This window comes from Flavobacterium praedii, from assembly GCF_026810365.1.
Lineage (GTDB): Bacteria > Bacteroidota > Bacteroidia > Flavobacteriales > Flavobacteriaceae > Flavobacterium > Flavobacterium praedii.
Window position 1 is genome coordinate 885420 of sequence record NZ_CP113948.1, and the last position, 23426, is coordinate 908845.

General features: G+C 32.3%; 21 protein-coding genes. 11 read left to right on the forward strand and 10 right to left on the reverse strand.

Annotation, left to right across the window (positions count from 1 at the left end; translation table 11 throughout):
• Window positions 1-31 precede the first annotated feature (31 nt).
• Entirely contained in the window at window positions 32-1804 is a 1773-nt protein-coding gene (locus tag OYT91_RS03825; protein WP_281239580.1) for a MutS-related protein, read from the forward strand.
• Between the two features lie 678 nt (window positions 1805-2482).
• Here the strand turns inward: OYT91_RS03825 and dnaN are convergent.
• The 5 genes from dnaN to OYT91_RS03850 form a co-directional block, all read right to left on the reverse strand.
• On the reverse strand, window positions 2483-3601 hold the full coding sequence (dnaN, locus tag OYT91_RS03830; protein WP_269222956.1) for a DNA polymerase III subunit beta: 1119 nt from the start codon (window positions 3599-3601) through the stop codon (window positions 2483-2485).
• A gap of 107 nt (window positions 3602-3708) precedes the next feature.
• Complete coding sequence (gldG, locus tag OYT91_RS03835; protein WP_281239581.1) at window positions 3709-5394, reverse strand: gliding motility-associated ABC transporter substrate-binding protein GldG; 1686 nt, start codon at window positions 5392-5394, stop codon at window positions 3709-3711.
• Complete coding sequence (gene gldF / locus OYT91_RS03840) at window positions 5394-6119, reverse strand: gliding motility-associated ABC transporter permease subunit GldF (protein ID WP_281239582.1); 726 nt, start codon at window positions 6117-6119, stop codon at window positions 5394-5396. Before gldF ends, gldG begins: the two co-directional genes overlap by 1 nt.
• Before the next feature lie 84 nt (window positions 6120-6203).
• On the reverse strand, window positions 6204-6500 hold the full coding sequence (locus OYT91_RS03845; RefSeq protein WP_269222954.1) for a putative quinol monooxygenase: 297 nt from the start codon (window positions 6498-6500) through the stop codon (window positions 6204-6206).
• Between the two features lie 225 nt (window positions 6501-6725).
• Window positions 6726-7556 carry an SAM hydrolase/SAM-dependent halogenase family protein gene (locus tag OYT91_RS03850; protein ID WP_281239583.1) on the reverse strand — a complete coding sequence of 277 codons (831 nt, stop codon included), beginning with the start codon at window positions 7554-7556 and terminating at the stop codon, window positions 6726-6728.
• Between the two features lie 127 nt (window positions 7557-7683).
• On the opposite strand from OYT91_RS03850, the gene OYT91_RS03855 reads away from it, so the two are divergent.
• From OYT91_RS03855 to OYT91_RS03880, 6 genes are all read left to right on the forward strand, one after another.
• Window positions 7684-7902, forward strand: coding sequence for a hypothetical protein (locus OYT91_RS03855; RefSeq protein WP_281239584.1), 219 nt, complete (start codon window positions 7684-7686; stop codon window positions 7900-7902).
• 147 nt (window positions 7903-8049) lie between these two features.
• Window positions 8050-9003 (forward strand): PhoH family protein, encoded by a 954-nt coding sequence (locus OYT91_RS03860; protein WP_281239585.1) that lies wholly within the window; start codon window positions 8050-8052, stop codon window positions 9001-9003.
• A gap of 456 nt (window positions 9004-9459) precedes the next feature.
• Window positions 9460-10278 (forward strand): Cof-type HAD-IIB family hydrolase, encoded by an 819-nt coding sequence (locus OYT91_RS03865; RefSeq protein ID WP_281239586.1) that lies wholly within the window; start codon window positions 9460-9462, stop codon window positions 10276-10278.
• An 18-nt stretch (window positions 10279-10296) separates the two neighbouring features.
• A complete protein-coding gene (locus OYT91_RS03870; RefSeq protein WP_269222948.1) occupies window positions 10297-10872 on the forward strand; it encodes a hypothetical protein in 576 nt (191 codons plus the stop codon).
• A gap of 51 nt (window positions 10873-10923) precedes the next feature.
• Window positions 10924-13272, forward strand: coding sequence for a S9 family peptidase (locus OYT91_RS03875; protein ID WP_281239587.1), 2349 nt, complete (start codon window positions 10924-10926; stop codon window positions 13270-13272).
• Between the two features lie 98 nt (window positions 13273-13370).
• A complete protein-coding gene (locus OYT91_RS03880; RefSeq protein WP_269222945.1) occupies window positions 13371-14324 on the forward strand; it encodes a phosphoribosylaminoimidazolesuccinocarboxamide synthase in 954 nt (317 codons plus the stop codon).
• A gap of 604 nt (window positions 14325-14928) precedes the next feature.
• Here the strand turns inward: OYT91_RS03880 and OYT91_RS03885 are convergent.
• The 5 genes from OYT91_RS03885 to porX form a co-directional block, all read right to left on the reverse strand.
• Window positions 14929-15303 carry a DUF4258 domain-containing protein gene (locus OYT91_RS03885; protein WP_269222944.1) on the reverse strand — a complete coding sequence of 125 codons (375 nt, stop codon included), beginning with the start codon at window positions 15301-15303 and terminating at the stop codon, window positions 14929-14931.
• Window positions 15304-15426: 123 nt separating this feature from the next.
• On the reverse strand, window positions 15427-16620 hold the full coding sequence (locus OYT91_RS03890) for an alanine dehydrogenase (RefSeq protein ID WP_281239588.1): 1194 nt from the start codon (window positions 16618-16620) through the stop codon (window positions 15427-15429).
• A 92-nt stretch (window positions 16621-16712) separates the two neighbouring features.
• Entirely contained in the window at window positions 16713-17189 is a 477-nt protein-coding gene (locus OYT91_RS03895) for a GNAT family N-acetyltransferase (RefSeq protein WP_281239589.1), read from the reverse strand.
• A gap of 7 nt (window positions 17190-17196) precedes the next feature.
• Window positions 17197-17604, reverse strand: a complete 408-nt coding sequence (gene tsaE, locus OYT91_RS03900; protein WP_281240362.1) for a tRNA (adenosine(37)-N6)-threonylcarbamoyltransferase complex ATPase subunit type 1 TsaE — start codon at window positions 17602-17604, stop codon at window positions 17197-17199.
• Between the two features lie 102 nt (window positions 17605-17706).
• Window positions 17707-19290, reverse strand: a complete 1584-nt coding sequence (gene porX, locus OYT91_RS03905) for a T9SS response regulator signal transducer PorX (protein ID WP_281239590.1) — start codon at window positions 19288-19290, stop codon at window positions 17707-17709.
• Window positions 19291-19769: 479 nt separating this feature from the next.
• Between porX and fabG the strand changes: the two genes are divergently transcribed.
• The 4 genes from fabG (at window position 19770) to OYT91_RS03925 (ending at window position 23426) form a co-directional block, all read left to right on the forward strand.
• Complete coding sequence (fabG, locus tag OYT91_RS03910) at window positions 19770-20516, forward strand: 3-oxoacyl-[acyl-carrier-protein] reductase (RefSeq protein ID WP_281239591.1); 747 nt, start codon at window positions 19770-19772, stop codon at window positions 20514-20516.
• Between the two features lie 82 nt (window positions 20517-20598).
• Complete coding sequence (locus tag OYT91_RS03915) at window positions 20599-22626, forward strand: hypothetical protein (protein ID WP_281239592.1); 2028 nt, start codon at window positions 20599-20601, stop codon at window positions 22624-22626.
• 187 nt (window positions 22627-22813) lie between these two features.
• On the forward strand, window positions 22814-23125 hold the full coding sequence (locus OYT91_RS03920; protein ID WP_269222940.1) for a nucleotidyltransferase family protein: 312 nt from the start codon (window positions 22814-22816) through the stop codon (window positions 23123-23125).
• Entirely contained in the window at window positions 23094-23426 is a 333-nt protein-coding gene (locus OYT91_RS03925; protein WP_281239593.1) for a HepT-like ribonuclease domain-containing protein, read from the forward strand. Before OYT91_RS03920 ends, OYT91_RS03925 begins: the two co-directional genes overlap by 32 nt.

A 23426-nucleotide genomic window follows, 5' to 3' on the forward strand; every position in this document is an offset into this window, starting at 1 on the left:
TTCCCTACATTTGTATATCATTAAAACAAGCATGGAAATATACAAAAGTTATAGTCAAAATTATTTAGAGGAGTTAAAATCAATAAATACAAAATACAATAGCATTAGTTTTCTGAGGTTTATTAGTATTTTGCTTTTTTTAGGAAGTTTATTTTATTACATAAAAACTAGTGAATCAGTATTTGTCATGGCAGCAATTATACTCTTTGCTAGTTTTCTTTTTTTGATGCGAATCCACTCGAAACTTTCTTTTCAAAAGAAAATTAAAACGGCATTGGTAGAAATCAACAACAATGAAATTAATTATTTAGAAAGAAAATCAATCCCTTTTGAAAATGGTTCCGAATTCAATGATTTTCATCATCCTTATGCTTATGATCTTGATATTTTTGGAGATCATTCGTTGTTCCAAAATCTAAACAGAACCGCCACTTTCATAGGAAAAAAAACTTTGGCCAAAAAGCTTTTAACCCTTTTACACAATGATGAAATTCTAAAGAATCATCTGGCAGTGCAGGAATTAAAAGAAAAATTAAATTGGCGTCAGGAGTTTTTGGCTCTTGCCAAAATAGGGCAGGATAATCAATCGGTATATTCGTCTTTACTACAATGGAGTCGATTTGAAAGTACACCTTTATCAAAAGTTAGTGTTGCTTTGTCTTTCCTTTTTCCAATAGGTTTTTTTTGTAATTTGTTGGGTTATATTTTGACCTCCAATCCTGTTTTTTTATCGTATTTAACCTTTTTCTTTGTGTTGAATATGTCTTTTTTAGGCAGATTTTATAAAAGAATAACAATAGAAATTGCCAACGCCGAAAATATTGATGTTATCGTTGGACAATATAGTTTATTGGTTCAGAAAATAGAAAACGAAACTTTTCATTCTGATAAATTAGTTGATTTACAACAAAAACTGAATTTTCAAAATCAGAAAGCAAGTGTACATCTTAAGAAATTATCGGGCTTATTCTCCAATATGGATACGATCGGAAATTTTGTGACAGGTATAGTACTCAATGGAACCTTCCTTTTTAACTTCCACGTTCTGAAATCGCTGATCGCTTGGAAAAAACAGCATACTATTGTTCTAGAAGAATGGTTAGAAGTAATTGGAGAATTCGAAACACTCAGTAGTTTGGCGAATTTCTCTTTTAATAATCCGGAGTTTGTGTATCCAACTTTAAACACTAATTTTAAAATTGATTTTTCTAACTTAAGTCATCCTTTGCTGAATCCAGCAACTAGAGTAGGGAATGAGGTGCAGTTTCATCCACAATCGTTTATGATTTTGACGGGTTCGAATATGTCGGGCAAAAGTACTTTTTTGCGTAGTTTAGGAATCAATATGGTGCTTTCGGGGATGGGAGCTCCCGTATGCGCGAGTCAGGCCAATGTACATCCGCTACCTGTTTTGGTTTCTATGCGATTATCCGATTCCTTGTCCGATAGTGAATCCTATTTCTTTGCCGAAATCAAGCGCTTAAAGCAAATTATGGATGAATTGGAAATGAATCCTGCCTTTGTGCTTTTGGATGAAATTTTAAGAGGAACCAACTCCGATGACAAACGAAATGGAACGATTGAAGTGGTCAAAAAAGTAATTTCCAAAAAAGCCATTGGTGCCATTGCTACACATGATATTGAAGTTTGTTTGACCACCAATGATTATCCAGATATTCTAACCAACAAATGCTTTGAAGTCGAAATCAGCAACGATGAACTGCATTTTGATTACACACTTCGTAACGGTATTTGTAAAAACAAAAGCGCTACTTTTTTGATGAAGAAGATGGGGGTTATTTAAAAAAAGTGTTCAGTATTCAGTTTTTTAGTATTCAGTCTCAGTAATCTTTGTCAAAGTTTTGAACTTTGACAAAGATTGATTTGCACCATTTTCTGCAAGGTTTTTTTTAACCGAGATTCCGCAATAGGAAATATTTCACGAAGATGCGCAAAGGATTCGCAAAGACACGCAAAGGGAAATCTAATTCTTTGAATGGAGGTTAAAAAACTTTGTGATTCTTCGCTAATTCTTCGTGTAACTCTGCGTAATAATGTCTAATGCTGAATCCGGGTTTAACCTTGTAGGTATTGAACCTAAGGATAAACGACCAATATACCTACAAGGTTCAAAAAAAACCTTGCAGGGTAATCTAGGAGCAATTGATTTAGTTCTTTTGAAAAACAAAATCTTATAATTTTCCTTAAAGTTCTTGTATACGCGTAAGTGATAGAAGCTAGCTACCGAAGTAGCGCGAATAGCACGACCCCCGATAGGAAAAAGGGCAATGACGACAAAGAAACGAGCCCTTTTTTCTAGCGGGGGTTACGCCCACACAAGCTTAATCGGACTGACGAGGTAAATAATTTTAAACCGATCTATTTGTTCAGTTAAGTTCAAAAAAAAACCAAAACTCTGGTTAGGAATTTCGGTTTTTTAAATATAAAAAATGGTTTTGGTTAGTTTAGTATTTTGAGGTAACTAGCTGTTTAGCATTACAGGCATCACTAGCATGGTTACGGTTTCGCCATCTTCTAGTCCATCTATCGGAGTTAGAATACCAGCTCTGTTTGGTAATGACATTTCAAGCATTATCATATCAGATTGCAAATTATTCAACATTTCGGTTAAGAAACGAGAGTTGAAACCGATTTGCATATCATCTCCTTGGTAATCACAAGTCAATCTTTCTTCGGCCTTGTTGGAGTAGTCAATATCTTCGGCAGAAATGTTTAATTCGGCTCCAGCCACTTTCAAACGAATTTGGTGTGTGGTTTTGTTAGAGAAAATCGCAACACGACGAACTGAGCTCAAGAATTGAGAACGATCCATCATCAATTTGTTTGGATTTTCTTTTGGAATAACGGCTTCGTAATTTGGATATTTTCCATCGATTAAACGACATAATAAAATGTAGTTGTCAAAAGAGAAAGTAGCGTTCGAATCGTTGTATTCTATTTTTACTTCAGCATCGGATGTGCCTAAGATACTTTTTAAGATGTTCAAAGGTTTTTTTGGCATAATGAACTCAGCTACTTGAGATGCTTTTACATCAGTACGAGCATATTTTACCAATTTGTGAGCGTCTGTTGCCACAAAAATCAAACCTTCTGGAGAAAACTGGAAGAAAACACCAGACATTACCGGACGCAAATCGTCATTTCCAGCTGCAAAAATCGTTTTGCTGATAGCAGTAGCCAAAACATCTGCAGGAACTAGTGTTACCGATGGTTCGTCAAGGTTTACTGATTTTGGGAATTCCTCTCCTGGAGCATACGCCAACGCATATTTTCCAGAGTTTGAACTGATTTCTATAGTGCTGTTTTCTTCAACCGTAAAAGTTAAGGGTTGTTCTGGAAAGGTTTTAAGGATTTCCAACAATAATTTTGCGGGTACTGCAACACTTCCTTTACTGGTTGAGTCAATAGCCAATGTGGCAGACATTGTAGTCTCCAAATCGGATGCCGAAACAGTTAATTCGTTATTATTTAATTCAAATAAGAAGTTATCCAAGATTGGTAAAGTATTGTTATTATTGATAACGCTACCTAAAACTTGTAATTGTTTTAATAAGTACGAACTCGATACTATAAATTTCATCTCTATTATTTTGTTTTTAAGGGTGTGCTTTTTCAGAATTAAAACTTAGAATACACTTTACAAATATATTGTAAACTATTCTAGAAAACCAACTTTTTTATTAACATCTATTTGCTGTATTTTCTTTTTCGAAGGAATGTAAATCCAAAACCAAATAGTAACAAAATTAGAATTGGAAGCCCGATAGTTAGGAACTGTGTAAAGGTATAGTTTTTATATACTTTTTCTTTATCTAATAATGGTAAGTCAAGATCTTTGCTACGAATGTTAATAAGTCCTGTATCATCCAATAGATAATTCACACAATTCATCATAAAATCTTTGTTGTCATATAAATTCCCAGAACGTTGGTCATAGCCTAATTCTATTGGCTGTCCCGCTTTATCCAGTTGGTTTTTTATAATATCCCCGTCTGCAATCACAATCATTTTGCTTTCTTTTCCATTGGTAACAAATGATTTGTCTCCAAAAGGAAGTACACGATTCTCAAACATCGAATGAAAAGAACCTTCTAATAAAACCGCTAACGAAATGTTTCCTTTATTCAGGTAATCAGTTGGAGCAGTTTGTTCCGAAACCATATTTAGGTTAATTTCTACTGGTGTTCCTATTTTTTTGGAATAGGAAGATGATTGTAATAATACCGTTTTCTTGATTCCATTTTTTAAGGTATCCATCGCATTGGCAAAATCAAATTTGATACCACCTAGATTTTTTACAATGGGATGTTTACTGATAGGATATACTTGAGGTGCAAATTTCCAGTTGAAATCCTGGTATTGTGTTCCGCTTCCTTGTTCTCCACTGGCCAGTTTTATAGGACTTCCTTGTTCGTCTTTGACCAAATCTGGATTGATACGCACCCCGTATTTGAAGAACATATCGTTTAAGTTCAGATCCTTTGGAAATGCCAATGTGGCTCCAGATGGGTTGTAAAGACTGTCCATTTCGGCATTGACTTGATCGATTAGCCACAGGGTTTTTCCTCCGTGTATGATGAACTGATCCAGAACCATTTTTTCTTCATCGGTAAAAGCTTCAGTAGGTTTGGCTATGACTGCCAAATCGTAATTTTGTAATGATTTTAATGTTCCTTCAGGGTTTTTGGCAACCGAATCCAAGGTGAATGGACCAATGAAGTAACTTTCGCGAACTTGCATCAGAAACTTGGCGATATGTCTTTCTTGAAGTTCTCCATTTCCTTTGATGATGGCAACTTTCTTTTGTTTGTCTTTAGAAATTTTATTTATTCCATCCGAAATCGAATATTCAAGATGCTGAACCGATCCAATTACTTTTTGGGTGGTAGAAGCGCCCATAATGTTTTTTAACAGCGGAATATTCACCTCTTTATTATTGTAAACAGCAATTGCCCAAGGAAAAACCATCGATTGAGATTGTTTTCCTTTATCATCAACAGTTATGTTTATTGGCGTTAAGCCTTTTCGATACAACTCTTTAATATTGTCCATGCTCTCGTCTTTGTTCTCCAATGGATCTACAAATTCGATAATGATATTAGAATTATAGGCTTGAAATTCTTCCAAAAGTTGTTTGGATTCCATTTGTAATCGCTTGAATTCTGCTGGTAATTCACCTTGCAGGTATACTTTTATGGATAGTGGATTCTTTACCTCTTTAAGAATTTTTAAAGTTGTAGGGGAAAGAGTATAGCGATGATCTTGAGTTAAATCAAAACGATGAAAAACGAAATTGCTAATTATATTTATAAGGAAAACAATTGCAACAGTGATCAATAATGATTTGGCGTTTTTTAAAGGGAATGCTCTCATTACGATTTAATAGATTTTAAATTAAAGACTGTGAACGAAAGAAACAAAACTGCGATACTAATAAAATAGATTACGTCTCGTGTGTCTATAACGCCTCGACTCATGCTCTTGTAATGATCTTGCATTCCGAAATAAGAAATGAAATTAGAAAAACTAGGTAATACAGAGGCCAACCCTTGAAATCCAAAATAGAAAAAGAAACAAAGGAAAACAGCAATGATAAAGGAAACAATTTGATTCTCGGATACAGACGAAGTAAAAATTCCAATAGCAGAATAAGCTGCAATCAAGAACAATAATCCAAAATAAGAACCTAGAGTGCTTCCTAAATCTAGATTTCCTTCGGGTGAGCCTAAATTCCAAACCACTTCTACATAAATAAAAGTTGGAATGATTGCCATTATAATTAATAGAAATGCACCCAAGAATTTTCCGTTTACAATTTCCCAAAGACTAATTGGTTTTGTGAGTAACAACTCAAGTGTGCCTTGCTTTTTTTCATCTGAGAAACTGCGCATGGTTACAGCGGGAATTAAGAAAATTAAAATCCAGGGAGCCAATGTGAAAAAAGGCGTTAAATCGGCAAAGCCCGTATTTAAAATATTATATTCACCTTGGAAAACCCAAAGGAATAATCCATTTCCGATAAGGAAAAGTGCAATTACTAAATATCCGATTGGTGAACCAAAAAAGGATTTTATTTCGCGAAATACGATTGACTTCATTTTATATTTTTTATTTTAAAAAGTTTAATGTTTAAAAAGTTTAATGTTTAAAGTTTATTTGAATTTGTTTCCAATTAAACAACTTTAAACCAAAGAAACTAATTTATCAACACTCCAAGCTTCTGGTTTTGCATTAAATAATTGTTTGGTAAAGGTCCAAACGGTATCAAAAAGGGCTGAATTTCGATAATTTTCCAAATCCATTTCTGTTTCCCAATAACTATAGGTAAAGAAAATACTTTTATTTTCTTTGTCCTGATACAGCTCTAAAAAACGATTACCAGGAGCATTTCGTATTTGATCTTTCATTAATTCAAAGTTTTCAAGAAAAGCTGGGATGTTTTTCTCGTGAAAACTCAGTTTTACAATTCGTACAAACATGGTGGAATTTTAAATTTATTGTGCAGATTTTAGGTTTTTGAATTTAATTTAAAACTTGATTTTTATTCAAGGAATTGTATATTTTGCTTTATAATTTAATTCTATAATTTCTTTCATCTACTAATTTTTATGGTAATCAATATTCTATTGTCTCTCTCTCTCTTATTTTTTAAATCTGCATTATTCAATTCAAAATCTGCAATCTTCATTCTGCAATCGAAAATCTCAATTCTTAAATAGTATCGAAACTACATCTCTGTAATTAAGTCCCAGTAGCGTACTAGCAGATCCTACTGTTAATGGGTTACTCCTAAAAAGTGCAATCTCCAGATAACCAGCTTCATTGAAAATAGCCAATCTCTGGCCTTCATAGTATTTTACAGGATATTTATCTGAATTGGCAATGGCAGAATAATAAGGTAAAATTGTTTTAATTGTTTGGTTTCTGTACACAACTTCGTAATCTCTCCCTTTTGCACATTCTATAAACTGTTTTTTGGTAATATTGATTACCACATTACCAAAATGATCGATATAAATCACGTTACCTTTTAGCTGATTTCCTTCGTCGGTTAAAATAACTTGTAAATCGGTGACTTGTTTCAGGGTTGTAATTTCTTTTCCAATTACACTTAATACACCACCTTTGGCAATATGGCAGGCTACTTTTACAAAAACATCCAAATCAGAAGCTTCATTATGCAGTCGGTCGTGTATCGTTATTGCAGCAATTTTTTGAGGAAGTATCTTTTGCGAAAGCATACTTAATATGCCATTATCGGCAGCAATAAAGAAATGATCATTCCATTGCATAACAATATGTTGGTTTTCTTTATTCGATTCTAAATCAACACCAATGATATGAACTGTTCCTTTTGGAAAACTATTGTAAGATGCCGAAATAATATAACAAGCTTCTGCAATGTTGAATGGATTGATGTCATGTGAAATGTCAATTATTGAAGCTTCTGGATACTCTGATACTATTTTCCCTTTCAACGCACCTACAAAGTGGTCTTTCAATCCGTAATCGGTAGTAAGGGTTATTGTTGACATAAAATTGTTTATAACTATTGAGTTTTATAGCGACCGAAACTTTTTTTTTATTAAATTTGAGTACTGCAAAGCTAAAGTATTTTATACTTTATTTAAACAGTTTTTTATCTGATTTAAAACAAAATGTATGTTGAAGATTATTTTTTTAGTATCTGTTTTCTTTTTTAGTATGCAATCTTTTAGTCAAAAAGCTTTTTCAAATCCTAAAATTAAACAATCTTTTATTCCTACAAAAGAAATTGATATTGAATTACTTGCAAAAGATAATCTTTGTAAAATTTTATCTATAAAAGTTTCTGATTTATTGAATGAATCTATGTTAAAAAAATTAAAAGCAAACGTATAATTAGAACTAGAATAACCGAAATTCTAGAAAGATGTTTTTTAGTGTTATTTACAGAATTGGAAATTAAAAACTGCAATATAATAATTTGTAGCGTAAATATTAAAAATTGATTTTAAACTCAATTAATTAACTTAAAAACTTCTTATTTTGAACGAAAGAATCATCGAGCTCGTCGACATTGCTCCAAAAGATTTTTGGGGCACTCAGGATTCACATCTTGAGTCAATTAAAAAGTACTTTCCTAAATTAAAAATTGTTGCAAGAGGGACAACGCTCAAAGCATTTGGAGACAAAGATGTCTTAGATGAATTTGAAAAACGTTTTCAACGCTTGATGTTGCATTTTACCAGATATAACACTATTGATGATAATGTAATCGAACGAGTGATTCTTAGCGATTCTAGAGAGGAAAACAAAATTCTAGGACAAGACAAAATTTTAGTGCATGGTGTAGGGGGTAAAATCATAAAACCCATGACTCCCAATCAACAATTATTGGTAGACACTATGGATAAAAATGATATGGTTTTTGCTGTTGGTCCTGCGGGAACTGGTAAAACCTATACCGGAGTAGCCATGGCCGTAAAGGCACTAAAGGAGAAACAAGTCAAGCGAATTATTTTGACTCGACCTGCTGTGGAAGCTGGTGAAAATCTAGGCTTTCTTCCAGGAGATATGAAAGAAAAATTGGATCCATACATGCAGCCGTTGTATGATGCTTTGCGAGACATGTTGCCTAACGAAAAATTAGAAGATTATATTTTAAAAGGTATTATTCAAATTGCACCATTGGCTTTTATGCGAGGTAGGACATTAGATCATGCTTTTGTAATTTTGGACGAAGCACAAAATACGACTCATTCACAAATGAAAATGTTCTTAACACGTATGGGTAAAAGTGCTAAGTTTATGATCACTGGCGATCCCGGTCAAGTGGATTTACCCCGTAGAACTATATCTGGACTCAAAGAAGCATTGTTAGTCTTAAAAGATGTTGAAGGTATAGGGATTATTTATTTGGATGATAAAGATATTGTACGTCATCGATTGGTTAAAAAAGTCATTGATGCTTACAAACAAATTGAGAATAATGATTATTAAATTTAAAAACGGATGTACTATTCTAATTTAAATGATGAAAATAATTCAATACTATTTTGAAAGGAGAAACTCTATATTTGAGTTTCTTCTTTTTGCTTTAAAAAACAATAAGATTAGCCCGTTGGGTGCAATTATTTTAAACACATACATAGATTTTCTAAGCTCAAAAAAGAGATGTTTCACTTATTTGAAACACACATAGTGCTTTATGTGAAATAAATATATTTTTTTTTGATATTCTTTTTTAAAATAAAGTCTATATTTCTATGTGTTTTATAAAAATTTCATGAATTACACCCAACGAGTTAAGATTATTAGAACAGTATTTATTTTGAAAATTAAAGTTAATATTTGGTATAATTAAGTTAAAAGCATCTTTAATATGGGTTACTTTTTGGGTTTCTTCTTTAATTGCAATAAATTTGGAATATGTTATAAATCAATTTGAAAAGCAAAATGTCAAACCAAAAAATTAAAGTAATAATCAGCGATTTAGATGGTACATTACTAAACTCGGATCATGCAATTTCGGACTATACTAAATCTGTTTTTAAAGAATTTCATGAACAAAACTATTTGATAATTGTGGCAACAGGAAGACATCACATCGATGCAATGGCTATAATAGAGAGTTTAGAAGTTCCAGTCTATTTAGTGACTTCTAATGGAGCAAGAATACATTCACCACAAAAAGAGCTTTTGTATTCTTTTAATATAGAAAGTGATGCTGTAAAATCGGTTTTGTCAATAGACATAGATCCAGAAATCACTACGGTATTGTTTAAGGAATCAGTTTGGCAAACTTCTAAAATCAATAAAAAGTTAAATGCATTTCAGAAAGATTTGGTTTATCCTCCTGAAGTAGTTGATTTTTCCACATTGGATGATTACAGCGCCATAAAAATGTTTTTTACCCATGAGAACCATCAAAAATTGGTTGATTTAAAAGATAAAATTTTAGAAAATCATTCGGATATGTTCAGTCATGCGTTTAGTTTACCAATTTGTTTGGAGTTTATGGATAAATCTGTTGATAAAAGTATTGCTATTGCAAAAATTCTTAGAAAAGAAGGTTTTTCATTTGAAGAAGTCATTTCTTTTGGTGATGGTTTTAATGATGAAAGAATGCTGGAAGTCGCTGGAATTGGATTAATTATGGGAAATGCACCGGAGAATCTAAAAAATAAATTACCTCATTTAGAAGTAATTTCAACAAATAACGAAGATGGTGTTGCAAAATATTTGTCAAATTTTATTACGTGTTTTAATGTTTAATTTAAAAAAATAAAAGGTATGAGTCATTATTTAGAAAATGTAAAGCAAAATTGTATTTCTGGTATTTTATTTTTATTGCCAGTTTTGATTTTATTGGTTTTAATACAAAAGGTATTTGGAATTTTTGCCAAATTCGGAAATGGTATTGCCAAAATGATTGGAATAGATCAGATTTTAGGTCCGAATACTGCAAATTTTATTGGTGCTTTAATTTTATTGACCTTTGTCTATATATGTGGATATTTGGTTAGATTGACTTTTTTGAAAAAAATAAGTGATGGAATTGATGCTAAACTAAAACAAATAATTCCTGGGTATGAAAAGCATAAAGAAATGGCCAAAAAACAATTAGTCGATGTGCCTAAAATAGAGACAGATTTACCAGTTTTGTTGCAATTCGGGGACTATTGGAAACCAGGATTTTTGATTGAACAAACCGATGAAGGAAATGCTGTAGTAAGTATTCCAAATTCAAACGGTAATGAGATTTATATTGTTCCAATTCAAAAAGTGAAATTATTAAAAGAAACTTCGCTAAGTGCTTTGAAGGCATCTGTTAATGCTTCAGGAAAAGGGCTTTTGGGTTTTAAATAGATTACTTTTGAATAGTTCTGTTTTAAAAAATAATAGTATTAAAAATAAAAAATGTTTAAAAAAGGATTGGTTTTAGTTTTTTTGGTTTGCAGTTTCTTTGGTCAAAGTCAGGTTTTAAAATTGGAGGAAATCATGAAGGGCGAGTCATATATAGGAGGACAACCTACAAATGGACATTGGTCAGCTGAGGGAAAAAAAATCTATTTTGAATGGAATCCGAATAATGAAATTGATAAGAGTATTTATTATTGGGAGAAAGGAATAGCGAGTCCACAACTGGCTTCAGCAAAAGAAGCGGCTTTTTCAAAACTAAACATACTACGAAATCCCAATCTAGATTTAGGCTATTATCTTGAAAATGGTGCTTTGTATTCCTATTCGGTAAAGAGCAAAATAGCTAAAAAACTTTTGCAGCAAACCAATCCTATTTCTAATCTAAAATTGGCTTTTGAGAATGGTGTGCTTTTTTTTGAACAAAATGGTAATATTCTAAAATACAATACCAAAGAAGGAACCATTTTGCAACTTACCAATTTTAAGGAAGGAAAAGAACATCAAACAGAATTGGAAAAAGAATCTTTTTTGAAAAGTCAGCAAAAGGAATTGTTTCAATTCATCCGAGACCAAGAGTCAAAAAAGAAATGGAATACTCTAAAAACAAATGAAAATAAGTCGGATTTTCCAAAAGAGTACAACTATGGTTTGGGTGTTTTTGATAATTTAAGCATCAATCCAAAAGGGAATTTTGTAACGTTTAGACTAACAGATAAAACGACCTCTCAAAGCGAAAAAATGGAGCTCTTTATAACCAAAGACGGTTACAATCAAACTCCAGACACTAAAGAGAAAGTATCTGTTACTAATTTAGTGAATTCAAAATTCGGAATCTATTCTGTAGCCAAAGATTCTGTTTATTATATGAACTTTTCATCGTTAAGTCATATTCAAGATGTGCCAAAATATTATGATTTATATGATAATTTAAAAAACAGTAAAAAAGAAGATAAGTTGATTGTGGTTCAAACACCAATTTACAATCAGGATGGAACTTTTGCAGTAACGGAAATTAGAAGTCAAGACAATAAGGACAGATGGTTAATTAAGCTAAATTTAGATAAAAAAACTTTTGAAGAGATAGATTATCAGCATGATGAAGCTTGGATTGGAGGTCCCGGAATTCCTTCTTATCCTTTTGATTCAGGTGTTCTTGATTTTCTGGGTGATAATGAGACAATTTATTTTCAATCAGAAGCTACGGGTTATTCTCATTTGTATACTTATAATATCAAAACTAAAAAGAAATCACAATTGACCAAAGGAAATTGGGAAGTGAGAGATGTAATTTTGTCAAAAGATAAGAAAACTTTTTATTTGACCACAAATACAACCCATCCTGGAAATAGGAGTTTTTATAAATTGTCTGTCAGTGATGGGGTTTTGCAACCTATTTTGACAAATGATGGAGCTTATGAAGTGAGTTTGTCACCAGACGAAAATAGTTTGTTGGTTCGTTATTCCTTTAAAAACAAACCTTGGGAGCTTTATATTGCGGAGAATAAAACAAAAACTGCACTACAGCAAATTACTTTTTCGACCAAAGAGGAATTCAATAAGTATCCTTGGCGCGTACCAGAAGTTATAGAATTTAAGGCTCAAGATGGAATGGTTGTTCATGCTAGGTTGTATAAACCGCAATTAGATAAAAGCAATAAAGCGGCAATTCTTTTTGTTCATGGTGCTGGTTATCTTCAAAATGCGCATAATTATTGGAGTAATTACCACAGAGAATACATGTTTCATAATTTATTAACCGATTTAGGTTTCACTGTTTTGGATATCGATTATAGAGGAAGTGATGGCTACGGAAGGGATTTTAGAACAGGGATATATCGTTTTATGGGAGGTAAAGATTTAACGGATCAAATTGACGGGAAAAACTATTTGGTTAAAAATTTAGGAATAGATCCGAGTAAAGTAGGGATATATGGTGGTTCTTATGGTGGTTTTATCACTTTGATGGCAATGCTTACCACTCCAAAAGAATTTGCTTCAGGAGCTGCTTTACGATCAGTAACAGATTGGGCTCATTATAACCATGGATATACGTCTAATATTCTAAATTTTCCGGAAACGGATCCAATAGCATATAAAAAAAGTTCTCCAATCTATTTTGCAGAAAATTTACAAGGCAATTTATTGATGCTACACGGAATGGTTGATGACAATGTGGAGTATAAGGATATTGTTCGAATTTCACAACGATTTATTGAATTGGGAAAGAAAAATTGGAGTCTCTCCTCTTATCCAATAGAAGCACATGGTTTTAAAGAAACCTATTCTTGGGTCGATGAATATAGTAGAATATTGAATTTATTTACTACTACGCTACTAAAAAACTAGAAAATATTGTTTTTTTCAAGTTGAATTATGCTTCAACATTTTTGTGTATCTCTTTTAAACAACCTATTTTTGCCAAAATAACAACACATCAAACTACAATGAGCAATACAATAACTACTACCAATTTTAATTTTCCAAATCAAAAATCGGTATATCGCGGAAAAGTAAGAGAAGTTTATACTATTAACGATGATTTACTTGTGATGATTGCCACGGATAGGCTTTCGGCATTTGATGTCGTTTTACCAAAGGGGATTCCATACAAAGGGCAAATTTTGAATCAAATTGCCACAAAATTTATGGAATTAACAAAAGATATTGTTCCTAACTGGTTAATAGCTACTCCAGATCCAAGTGTTGCTGTTGGGCATTTATGTGAGCCTTTTAAGGTAGAAATGGTAATTCGTGGATACCTTTCGGGTCATGCAGCACGTGAATATGCTCTAGGCAAAAGACAAATTTGTGGAGTAACAATGGCTGAAGGTTTGAAAGAAAATGATAAATTTCCAGAACCGATAATCACTCCAACCACAAAAGCGGATAATGGAGAACACGATGCGGATATCTCAAGAGAAGCTATTCTTGAAAAAGGAATTGTAACCGAAGAAGATTATTTAGTTCTAGAAAAATATACTCGTGCTTTATTTCAAAGAGGAACCGAAATTGCTGCCAGTCGTGGTTTAATTTTGGTGGATACAAAATACGAGTTTGGAAAAACTAAAGATGGTGTTATTGTATTGATTGACGAAATTCACACTCCTGATTCTTCTCGTTATTTTTATTCTGAAGGGTATCAAGAAAGACAAGACAAGGGAGAAGAACAAAAACAATTGTCAAAGGAGTTTGTGAGAAGGTGGTTGATTCAAAATGGTTTTCAAGGTTTGGAAGGGCAACAAATTCCCGATATGACCGATGAATATATTGAAACTGTTTCTGAGAGATACATTGAATTGTACGAAAATATTCTTGGCGAAAAGTTCGTAAAAGCTGATATTTCGAATATTAATGAACGAATTGAGAAAAACGTTTTGGCTTATTTAGCGCAAAGATAAAAGAGGTTTCATTCTAAAATAGGTTCTACCCTCAACTTTGTGGGTAAAAGTTTTTCGCCACAAATTACACAAATTATCACAAATTCTATAAACTCAAAATTTGAATTACACGAATTATAAATAGTTAACTTGGATTTACTAACAGTTGAATAGTTGGTAGTAAAATATTAATGTGCTTTAATTTGTGGTTCACCCTTTTTTAATTTTTGTAAAACCTACACAATTAGTGGTAATACCCTAAAATAATACGTTTTTTAAAAAGTCATAATTCAAAATTTGAGTTATGGCTTTTTTTTTGAGTTTTGAAATTAGATTAGATTTATACCTTACAGGTTTTTTTTAACCTGTTTGGTATTATTTTACGGACTAAGGAATTAACGGTTGTAATCGGTAGTGTTTCCTAAAACAGACTATTTTGGCTATTTAGCCCCGATGGGAGGGAATATTCTTTTGAAGAGACGGGTTTCAAACCCGTCTCTTCAAAAGAATTGGAAGGACAGCGGGAATCCTATTTAATGATAAAGCCTATTGTTTCGCTCCTTACTATTTTTATAGTACCTTTTTAACAAAAAAAAAACTCTTCGAGAGGAAGAGTTTAGTAGGCTTATTTTTTGGTAATGTCTTCAAGAACTGCTTTGTTGGAGTAATTGATGACTTTGACTATAATTTGTTGGTTTTGTTTAGTTTTACCCTCGATAATATATAATTTTCCTTTTTTGTAAGGTATGTTACTTTTGTCAAAATCTACATCACCCAGTTTCAAAGTGTTTTTTATATCAGTGGTATCAACCCATTTTTGTGATAAAATAGCGGAAGCTTTATCTGAGTAATAAAATGGTTTTGTGCTTAAATCATTCAGTACTCTGGCGTTTGGAAAGTAATTACAACGGGTGTCTTTTCCGCTAAATATAGCTGCAACGACAAATAAACCCATTATCAAACCCACTAGATAGTAGGCAAAACGTTGTATGAAATTCATATTTAATTTATTGTTTTTTATTGTTTATATGTAATTCGCATAATTACTGTTGGTGTTTTCGACCTATTGAAATTTAAGCTCCTTTTATATTTTAACTTTCGGCAAAGGTATGGGAAAGTTTAGTTAAAAAACAATTAAATTAATGTCGTTATCAGGTAAATCGAACCAGTCACCTATGGCTTTGTTTGTTAAAATGCCGTGATAGAGATAGATACCATTTTTTAGGCCTGCATTGCAACGGATAGCACTTTCTATGCCGCCATCTTCGGCCAATTGAATCAAATAGGGTGTGATTATATTGCTAATGGACAGTGATGCAGTTTTTGAATATCTTGAAGGAATATTGGGTACGCAGTAGTGTAAAACATTATTCTTGATGAATGTGGGTTTTTCATGGGTTGTTACTTCAGATGTTTCAAAACATCCACCGGTATCAATACTTATATCTACAATTACTGCGCCTCTTTTCATGTGTTCTACCATAGTTTGGGTCACAATAACGGGGCTTCTCTCGATACCTCGCATTGCACCAATAGCGACATCACAGCGTCTTAAGGCTTTTAGTAAAGATTTTTGTTGGATTGTGGAAGTGAAAATTCGTTGGTTTAAATTGTTCTGCAAACGTCGTAATTTGGTAATGGAATTGTCAAAAACTTTTACACTTGCCCCAAGTCCAATGGCTGTTTTAGCAGCAAATTCCCCCGCAGCTCCTGCGCCAATAATAACAACTTCGGTAGGAGGAACTCCTGTGATGTTTCCAAATAATAGTCCTTTTCCAAATTCATTGGTTATCATCAATTCGGCAGCGATTAATATGGAAGCAGTTCCTGCAATTTCACTGAGTGATTTTACGGCAGGGTAGGAGCCATCTTCGTCTTTCAGGTATTCAAAAGCGAGTGCGGTTATTTTTTTTCGGGATAGCGCTTCGAAATAGGATTTTTTTCTAGTTTTTAATTGAATTGCTGATAATAAAATGGTTTTGGGATTCATCATTTCAATTTCAGCCGTAGTTGGAGGTTCTACTTTTAGTAGCATTGGGCAGCTAAAAACCTTTTTGGTATTTTGAGTAATTTCGGCACCCGCTTCGCTGTATTCTTTATCACTATAACTGGAACTCACTCCAGCTCCAGCTTCAATCATTACTCTGTGTCCTAAATAGGTAAGAGAATTCACAGCGTCAGGTGTTAAACAAATACGTCGTTCTTGAAAACTGGTCTCTTTTGGAATTCCTATAAAAAGTTGGCTTTTTTGTCTAGCAATTTCTAGTTTTTCTTCTTGAGGCAGTAATTGTTCTTTTGTGAATGGACTTATAGACATTGATGGTGTGAAATTAGTGGTACAATTTACAAAAAAGATTCAAAGTATTTTTATTTAAATGAGGCCTAATTGGATTATAAAAAAAAATCTAATTAGCGGAGTATTTTCTCCATTTTTATGTCAGCTCTTTCATAAACGCCTTCTTCGACAGGAATTTCGATGAAGCCAAAACTTTCATATAGATGTATCGCAGGCAGTAATTTTCTATTGGAATATAGAATCAATTTTTGAATTCCTTTGTCTTTTGCCTCATTCAAGCAATGTTTCATCAGTTTTTTACCGATGCCTAATCCTTGATTCTCATCTGAGACTGCCATTTTTGTCAGTTCAAATGTGGTTTCATCTATTTTTAATAAAGAAACCGTACCCACAATTTGATTGTTGTATTGAGCATAAAAAATAAATCCTCCTTTATCGATTATTTCGCCTTGAGGGTTAGATAATACTTTTTCATCTTTGGGTTCCACTTTAAAGTATTTATGGAGCCATTCCAGGTTTAAGGTTTTGATCGGGTCTTTCAAATCAATTGAAAAAGGGATGATTTCTACTTTATTGGTATCTAAGTTCATTAGTTTATTACTTTAATTCCAATAAACGCTCACCATTTGGTAGTAATTCGATTGTAATTATGGTGTGTTGTTCCGGAATCAGGTTTTCAATTTTTTCAGACCATTCTATAAAACACCAATTCCCAGAATACAAATAATCATCGACACCCATATCTAATGCTTCTGTTTCTTTGTTTAATCTATAAAAATCAAAGTGATATACAATTAGATTGTTGTTGGTTTGATATTCATTTACCAATGAGAATGTAGGACTGCTCGTAGCGTCATTTACACCCAATGTTTTACAAAGTTGCTTGATTAAAGTAGTTTTTCCTACACCCATTTCTCCATTAAAAAGGATTACTTTATTTGGATTTTGGTCTAAAATTTGTTGAGCGACTTTTGCAAGTTGGTCTATAGAAAATGTGATTGTCATTTGTTTTGAATATTCTGTTATGCGTTTTGGGTTATGCGTTTTTTTAGATTTCTCCATCAGTTTAATAACTGATTACTAAAAACTGAACACTGACCACTTCTTTTACTTTGGATTAAAAACCAAGAATGGAATGATCATTTCTTCCAATGAAATTCCACCGTGTTGATAAGTGTTTTTGTAATAACTCACATAATGATTGTAGTTGTTAACATAAGCCAAAAATAAATCATTTTTTGCAAAAATATAGGAACTACTCATATTGATGGCAGGCAAACCAATGTTTTTAGGTTCTTTGATGGCATATACATCTTTTTGTTCGTATGTCAAACTACGCCCAGTTTTGTAACGTAAATTCAAACTCGTGTTTTTGTCGCCTACTACTTTTGATGGATTTTTTACATTAATGGTGCCATGATCAGTCGTCAGAATTAATTTGAAGCCTAATTTTTGTGCTTGTTGAATAATTTCGAGTAAAGGTGAGTTTTTAAACCAACTTAAAGTTAAAGAACGATAGGCTTTATCATCGGAAGCGAGTTCTTTTACCACATCCATTTCGGTTTTAGCGTGCGAAAGCATATCGACAAAATTATACACTACAGTTACAAGGTCATTGTCTTTTAATGATTTAAAACTTTCTGCTAGTTTTTTTCCACCGGCTAGATTGGTTATTTTGAAATAATCTTGTTTTAAATCTAATCTCAGGCGCTTAATTTGAGCGGTTAAAAATTCAGCTTCGAATAAATTTTTACCTCCTTCTTCTGGATCATTTTTCCAATACTGAGGAAACTGTTTTTCCATTTCTAGAGGCGTTAAACCGGAGAAAATTGCATTTCTTGCATATTGTGTAGCCGTAGGAAGGATAGAGAAATAAGGTACTTCTTTTTCGAGTTTGTAATAATTACCTACGACACTTTCAAAAGCTTTCCATTGATCATAACGTAAATTGTCGATAACAACAAAAAGTACAGGTTTAGCTTTGCTCAGTTCGGCGTCGCCTCGGGTGTCTTTTTTCAGAATCTCTGGGACAACTAATTCTTTAAACAAATTGTGAGATTGTATGGGTTTATCTGCTTTTGGTGCAAACCAATCTTCGTAGTTCCGTTCGATGAATTTGCCAAATTGGGAATTGGCTTCTACTTTTTGGGATTCTAGGATTTCAATCATTCCTTGGTCATTAATATTCTCCAATTCTAGTTCCCAAAAAATAAGTTTTTTATACAATTCAACCCAATCTTCATAGGAGTTGACCATCGCCATTTCCATAGTGATTTTTCGAAATTCTTTTTGATAATCCAAAGTTGTTTTTTGAGAAATCAAACGGGAATGATCTAAGTTTTTCTTTAAACTCAACAAAATTTGATTTGGATTAACAGGTTTAATCAAATAATCTGCAATTTTGGAACCAATGGCTTCTTCCATAATATACTCTTCCTCACTTTTGGTAATCATAATCATAGGGATGGAAGACTTTTTTTCTTTCATTTCTGATAATGTTTCCAAACCACTCATTCCAGGCATATTTTCATCAAGAAAAACGATGTCAAAATTATTTTCTTCAAAAATATCAATTGCATCACGTCCATTGTTACAAGTAGTTACGCTGTAATTTTTTTTCTCTAGAAATAGTATATGTGGTTTAAGTAAATCGATTTCATCATCAACCCAAAGTATTTTTATGTTGTCCATTTAATTTTAAATTTTAGTGCAATTTAATAGTATAGATCTAAATATATATTAAAAATAGTATAAAGTTGATTGATAAAAAAATAATATGTTTTATTGGTTACAGTACTTTTAAAACACGGATTTAAATTTATTCATTAAAAATCAGGGAAGAATGGGTTTAAATTTAGTGAAAATAATTTAATTTGAGGTTGGTAATTAATAGGATAGCTTTAAATACCATTTTTTAGTCTAATATTGGTCTAATTGAATTTTTCTATTATTTTTCTATCCGTAATTTATTATTATATTTGAACTTTGTAAACTAGCCCTGATAGAAACGGAAATCCTTTATTTTTTTTCTTTAAAAAAATAAAGATTGAAGTGGATAGCAGGAATAGCTCCTAATGAAAACAAACTAATTTTAGAATATGAGATGTGCATTAACTACTAGTTGTTATGCGAATTACATATGACAAATAAAAAGCAATAAATATTAACATATGAAATTACTAGAAGGAAAAGTTGCCATAATTACTGGCGCAAGTCGTGGAATTGGAAAAGGAATTGCAGAGATTTTTGCTAAAAACGGAGCAAACGTTGCATTTACGTATAGCTCATCGGTAGAGTCAGCTTTGGCTTTAGAAAATGATTTGAATGCTTTGGGAATAAAAGCAAAAGGGTACCAATCCAATGCAGCCGATTTTAATGAAGCTCAAAAATTTGTAGATGCTGTTTTGGCTGATTTTGGTACAGTTGATATATTGATTAACAATGCCGGAATTACTAAAGATAATTTATTGATGCGTATGTCAGAGGCTGATTTTGATCAAGTTATCGATGTTAACTTGAAGTCGGTTTTTAATATGACAAAAGCAATTCAAAAAACATTTTTGAAACAACGTTCTGGTTCGATTATCAATATGAGTTCTGTAGTTGGAGTAAAAGGAAATGCTGGTCAAACAAATTACGCTGCTTCTAAAGCTGGTGTTATTGGTTTTTCAAAATCAGTGGCTTTGGAATTGGGTTCTCGTAATATTCGTTGTAATGTAATTGCGCCTGGTTTTATTGAAACTGAAATGACAGCTAAACTTAGTGAGGATGTTGTAAAAGGTTGGAGAGAAGGGATTCCGTTGAAACGTGGTGGTTCTACTGAAGATGTTGCCAATGCATGTTTGTTCTTTGCGTCTGACATGAGTGCTTTTGTAACGGGCCAAGTATTGAATGTTTGCGGAGGAATGCTTACTTAAATAATTTAATGATTTAATAATTGAAAGATTTAAAGATTTGTATTCTTCAATCTTTTAATTTTTCAATCTTTCAATCAACTATATGACAACAAACACAATTCTATTACTACTACTTTCTTTACTAATAGCGGGTGGTTTGTCGTTTTTTCAATATTTATACAAAGTCAAAAACAAATCGAATGTGCATTTGTTTTTGACTTTTTTGCGTTTTTTTAGTATTTTTTCGGTGCTGTTGCTTTTGATAAATCCCATCATTACGACTAGTACAACTGAAATTATTAAAACACCTTTGCCAGTAGTGGTCGATAACTCTAGTTCTATTTCTTTTTTGAATTCCAAAGATAAAGCTTTGGAATTAGCCCAAAAGTTAAAGTCAAATAAGGCGCTTCAAGAAAAATTTGACGTGCAATCGTATCTATTTGATGCTGATTTTAGGCAATCGGATAGTATGACTTTTAAGGGAACTCAAACCAATTTGGATTTGGTTGCCAAAAATCTGAAGAGCATCTATAAAAATGCATTTTATCCAACGGTTATTATCACTGATGGAAATCAAACTTCTGGGAATGATTATGTCTATAGTTTTGATGAAAATAATAAAGTGTATCCTTTGGTTTTAGGCGATACCACAAAAGTATTGGATTTGAAAATCAATCAGCTGAATGTTAATAAGTATGCTTTTCTGAAAAATAAATTTCCAGTTGAAGTGTTTTTGCAATATTCAGGGGATAAAAGTGTAACCGCAAATTTTAGTATTATACAAGGAAATGAAGTTTTGCATAAAGAAAGCGTTTCTTTTTCTCCAACTAAGAAAACAGCAGTCCTAAATGTGCTTTTGCCTGCCAATAAAGTAGGATTGCAAATTTATAAAGCTAAAATTGAATCTAAGGAAAGCGAAAAAAACACCTTTAACAACATCAAGAATTTTGCTGTTGAAGTAATTGACCAAAAAACAACCGTTGCAATTGTATCTGCTATAAATCATCCTGATATTGGTGTTTTTAAAAGAGCCATTGAATCCAATTTGCAACATAAAGTAGTATTGGTTAAACCAAGTGATGTGAAATCATTAGAAGATTATAACGTGTTAATTTTGTATCAGCCCACTACTGATTTTAAGTCTGTTTTCGAATTGAATAAAAAAGCAAATCTAAATACCTTTATCATAACAGGAACGAGTACTGATTTTTCGTTTTTGAATCAACAACAAAATAATTTTGTTTTTAAAATGAGTGGTCAGGAAGAAGATTATTTGGCAGATTTTGATTCGCAGTTTAATCTTTTTGCAGTGGATAATTTAGGGTTCGAAAATTTACCTCCTTTGCAGAATAATTATGGTTCAATTACCACCAATGGGGAAGTAAATGTGTTGCTTTCTGCTAAAATCAGAAATATAGATACCAAAGCCCCTTTATTGTCTTTTACGGAGAATCAAGGAAAAAGAGCCGCTTATTTATTTGGAGAAAACAGTTGGAAATGGAGTTTGCAAAGCCATATCGACAATCAGTCTTTTGAAAAATATGATATTTTTGTAAATAAGATTATACAATATTTGGCTTCTAATAATGCCAAAAAATCATTGGTTGTCAATCACGAAAGCTTCTACAATTCGGGTGAAGCCATCGAAATTACGGCGCAATTTTTCAACAAGAATTATGATTTTGATGAAAAGGCACGTTTGACAATTGCGGTGACCAACGTTAAAACGAAGCAAACCAAGAACTTCGACCTTTTAAAAGGGAACAATACATATAAAGTAAATCTTGACGGACTTTTGGCAGGAAGTTATAATTTTTCGGTTAAGGAATTGAATTCCAAAACTTCGTATTCAGGACATTTTGAGATTCTGGATTTTGATATTGAAAAGCAGTTTGTAAATCCAGATGTTCAAAAGTTGAATCAATTGGCAGTACAAACTAAAGGAGCTGCTTTTTATCCCAATCAAATAGATGCTTTGATAAAAACATTATTGGAGAATGAAGAATATAAAGCTGTTCAAAAAGAGGTTGTAACCAAATCTCCTTTGATAGATTGGAAATGGTTGCTAGTTTTGATTGTTGTTTTTCTTTCTACAGAATGGTTTGTAAGGAAGTATAATGGGATGTTGTAGGTTTCAGAATAATCAGTGCTTGGAGATTAGTGATGAATAACTTCAAAAAAAATAAACTATCTTAGCTTTATGAAATCGCCATAACAAATTGCTTGTTGCAAACAAAAACTATAAATAAAAAGCGATCCCATATAGGACCACTAACAAAATATTTTTTGCATATATGAAAATGAAAGAGTCAATACAAATGAAATTAACAGAATTTTTGGCATTATGCAAAAGCCATAATGTTAAGAATATTTATGCTTTTGGATCTGCTGTGACTGAAAATTTCAATGATGAATCTAGTGATATCGATTTGCTAATCGAAATTGATAACGAAGATCCAATAGAGCGTGGAGAAAATTTGATGGATATTTGGGATAAGCTCGAAGTGTTTTTTCAAAGAAAAGTTGATTTATTGACTAATTCCTCTATAAAAAATCCAATCCTCAGAAAAAATATAGACACCACAAAAATTTTACTTTATGACGGAAAAGAGCAAAAAGTATCTTTCTGATGTCTTAATGGCGATACACTTAATTCGCGAATTTACTTTTGACATTATAGATTTTAATATTTATGATAATGACAGAAAAACTCAAAGTGCCGTCGAAAGACAATTGGTAATTATTGGGGAGGCTTTGAATAAATTAAGGCAGACTGAAGCTGAAATTGTAATTGAAAATGACAAACAAATTATTGGTTTTCGCAATCGTTTAGTTCACGCTTATGGCAGTATTGATAATTCCATTGTTTGGGCAATTATAAATCGTCATTTAGAAAATTTAAAAAACGAAATCGAGAATTTAGAAAGTTAA

What these genes read in the sequence shown, in the direction of transcription:
- OYT91_RS03825 (WP_281239580.1), top strand. Translation starts at nt 32, where the DNA reads ATGGAAATATACAAAAGTTATAGTCAAAATTATTTAGAGGAGTTAAAA.
- dnaN (WP_269222956.1), bottom strand. Translation starts at nt 3,601, where the DNA reads ATGAAATTTATAGTATCGAGTTCGTACTTATTAAAACAATTACAAGTT.
- gldG (WP_281239581.1), bottom strand. Translation starts at nt 5,394, where the DNA reads ATGAGAGCATTCCCTTTAAAAAACGCCAAATCATTATTGATCACTGTT.
- gldF (WP_281239582.1), bottom strand. Translation starts at nt 6,119, where the DNA reads ATGAAGTCAATCGTATTTCGCGAAATAAAATCCTTTTTTGGTTCACCA.
- OYT91_RS03845 (WP_269222954.1), bottom strand. Translation starts at nt 6,500, where the DNA reads ATGTTTGTACGAATTGTAAAACTGAGTTTTCACGAGAAAAACATCCCA.
- OYT91_RS03850 (WP_281239583.1), bottom strand. Translation starts at nt 7,556, where the DNA reads ATGTCAACAATAACCCTTACTACCGATTACGGATTGAAAGACCACTTT.
- OYT91_RS03855 (WP_281239584.1), top strand. Translation starts at nt 7,684, where the DNA reads ATGTTGAAGATTATTTTTTTAGTATCTGTTTTCTTTTTTAGTATGCAA.
- OYT91_RS03865 (WP_281239586.1), top strand. Translation starts at nt 9,460, where the DNA reads ATGTCAAACCAAAAAATTAAAGTAATAATCAGCGATTTAGATGGTACA.
- OYT91_RS03870 (WP_269222948.1), top strand. Translation starts at nt 10,297, where the DNA reads ATGAGTCATTATTTAGAAAATGTAAAGCAAAATTGTATTTCTGGTATT.
- OYT91_RS03875 (WP_281239587.1), top strand. Translation starts at nt 10,924, where the DNA reads ATGTTTAAAAAAGGATTGGTTTTAGTTTTTTTGGTTTGCAGTTTCTTT.
- OYT91_RS03880 (WP_269222945.1), top strand. Translation starts at nt 13,371, where the DNA reads ATGAGCAATACAATAACTACTACCAATTTTAATTTTCCAAATCAAAAA.
- OYT91_RS03885 (WP_269222944.1), bottom strand. Translation starts at nt 15,303, where the DNA reads ATGAATTTCATACAACGTTTTGCCTACTATCTAGTGGGTTTGATAATG.
- OYT91_RS03890 (WP_281239588.1), bottom strand. Translation starts at nt 16,620, where the DNA reads ATGTCTATAAGTCCATTCACAAAAGAACAATTACTGCCTCAAGAAGAA.
- OYT91_RS03895 (WP_281239589.1), bottom strand. Translation starts at nt 17,189, where the DNA reads ATGAACTTAGATACCAATAAAGTAGAAATCATCCCTTTTTCAATTGAT.
- tsaE (WP_281240362.1), bottom strand. Translation starts at nt 17,604, where the DNA reads ATGACAATCACATTTTCTATAGACCAACTTGCAAAAGTCGCTCAACAA.
- porX (WP_281239590.1), bottom strand. Translation starts at nt 19,290, where the DNA reads ATGGACAACATAAAAATACTTTGGGTTGATGATGAAATCGATTTACTT.
- fabG (WP_281239591.1), top strand. Translation starts at nt 19,770, where the DNA reads ATGAAATTACTAGAAGGAAAAGTTGCCATAATTACTGGCGCAAGTCGT.
- OYT91_RS03915 (WP_281239592.1), top strand. Translation starts at nt 20,599, where the DNA reads ATGACAACAAACACAATTCTATTACTACTACTTTCTTTACTAATAGCG.
- OYT91_RS03920 (WP_269222940.1), top strand. Translation starts at nt 22,814, where the DNA reads ATGAAATTAACAGAATTTTTGGCATTATGCAAAAGCCATAATGTTAAG.
- OYT91_RS03925 (WP_281239593.1), top strand. Translation starts at nt 23,094, where the DNA reads ATGACGGAAAAGAGCAAAAAGTATCTTTCTGATGTCTTAATGGCGATA.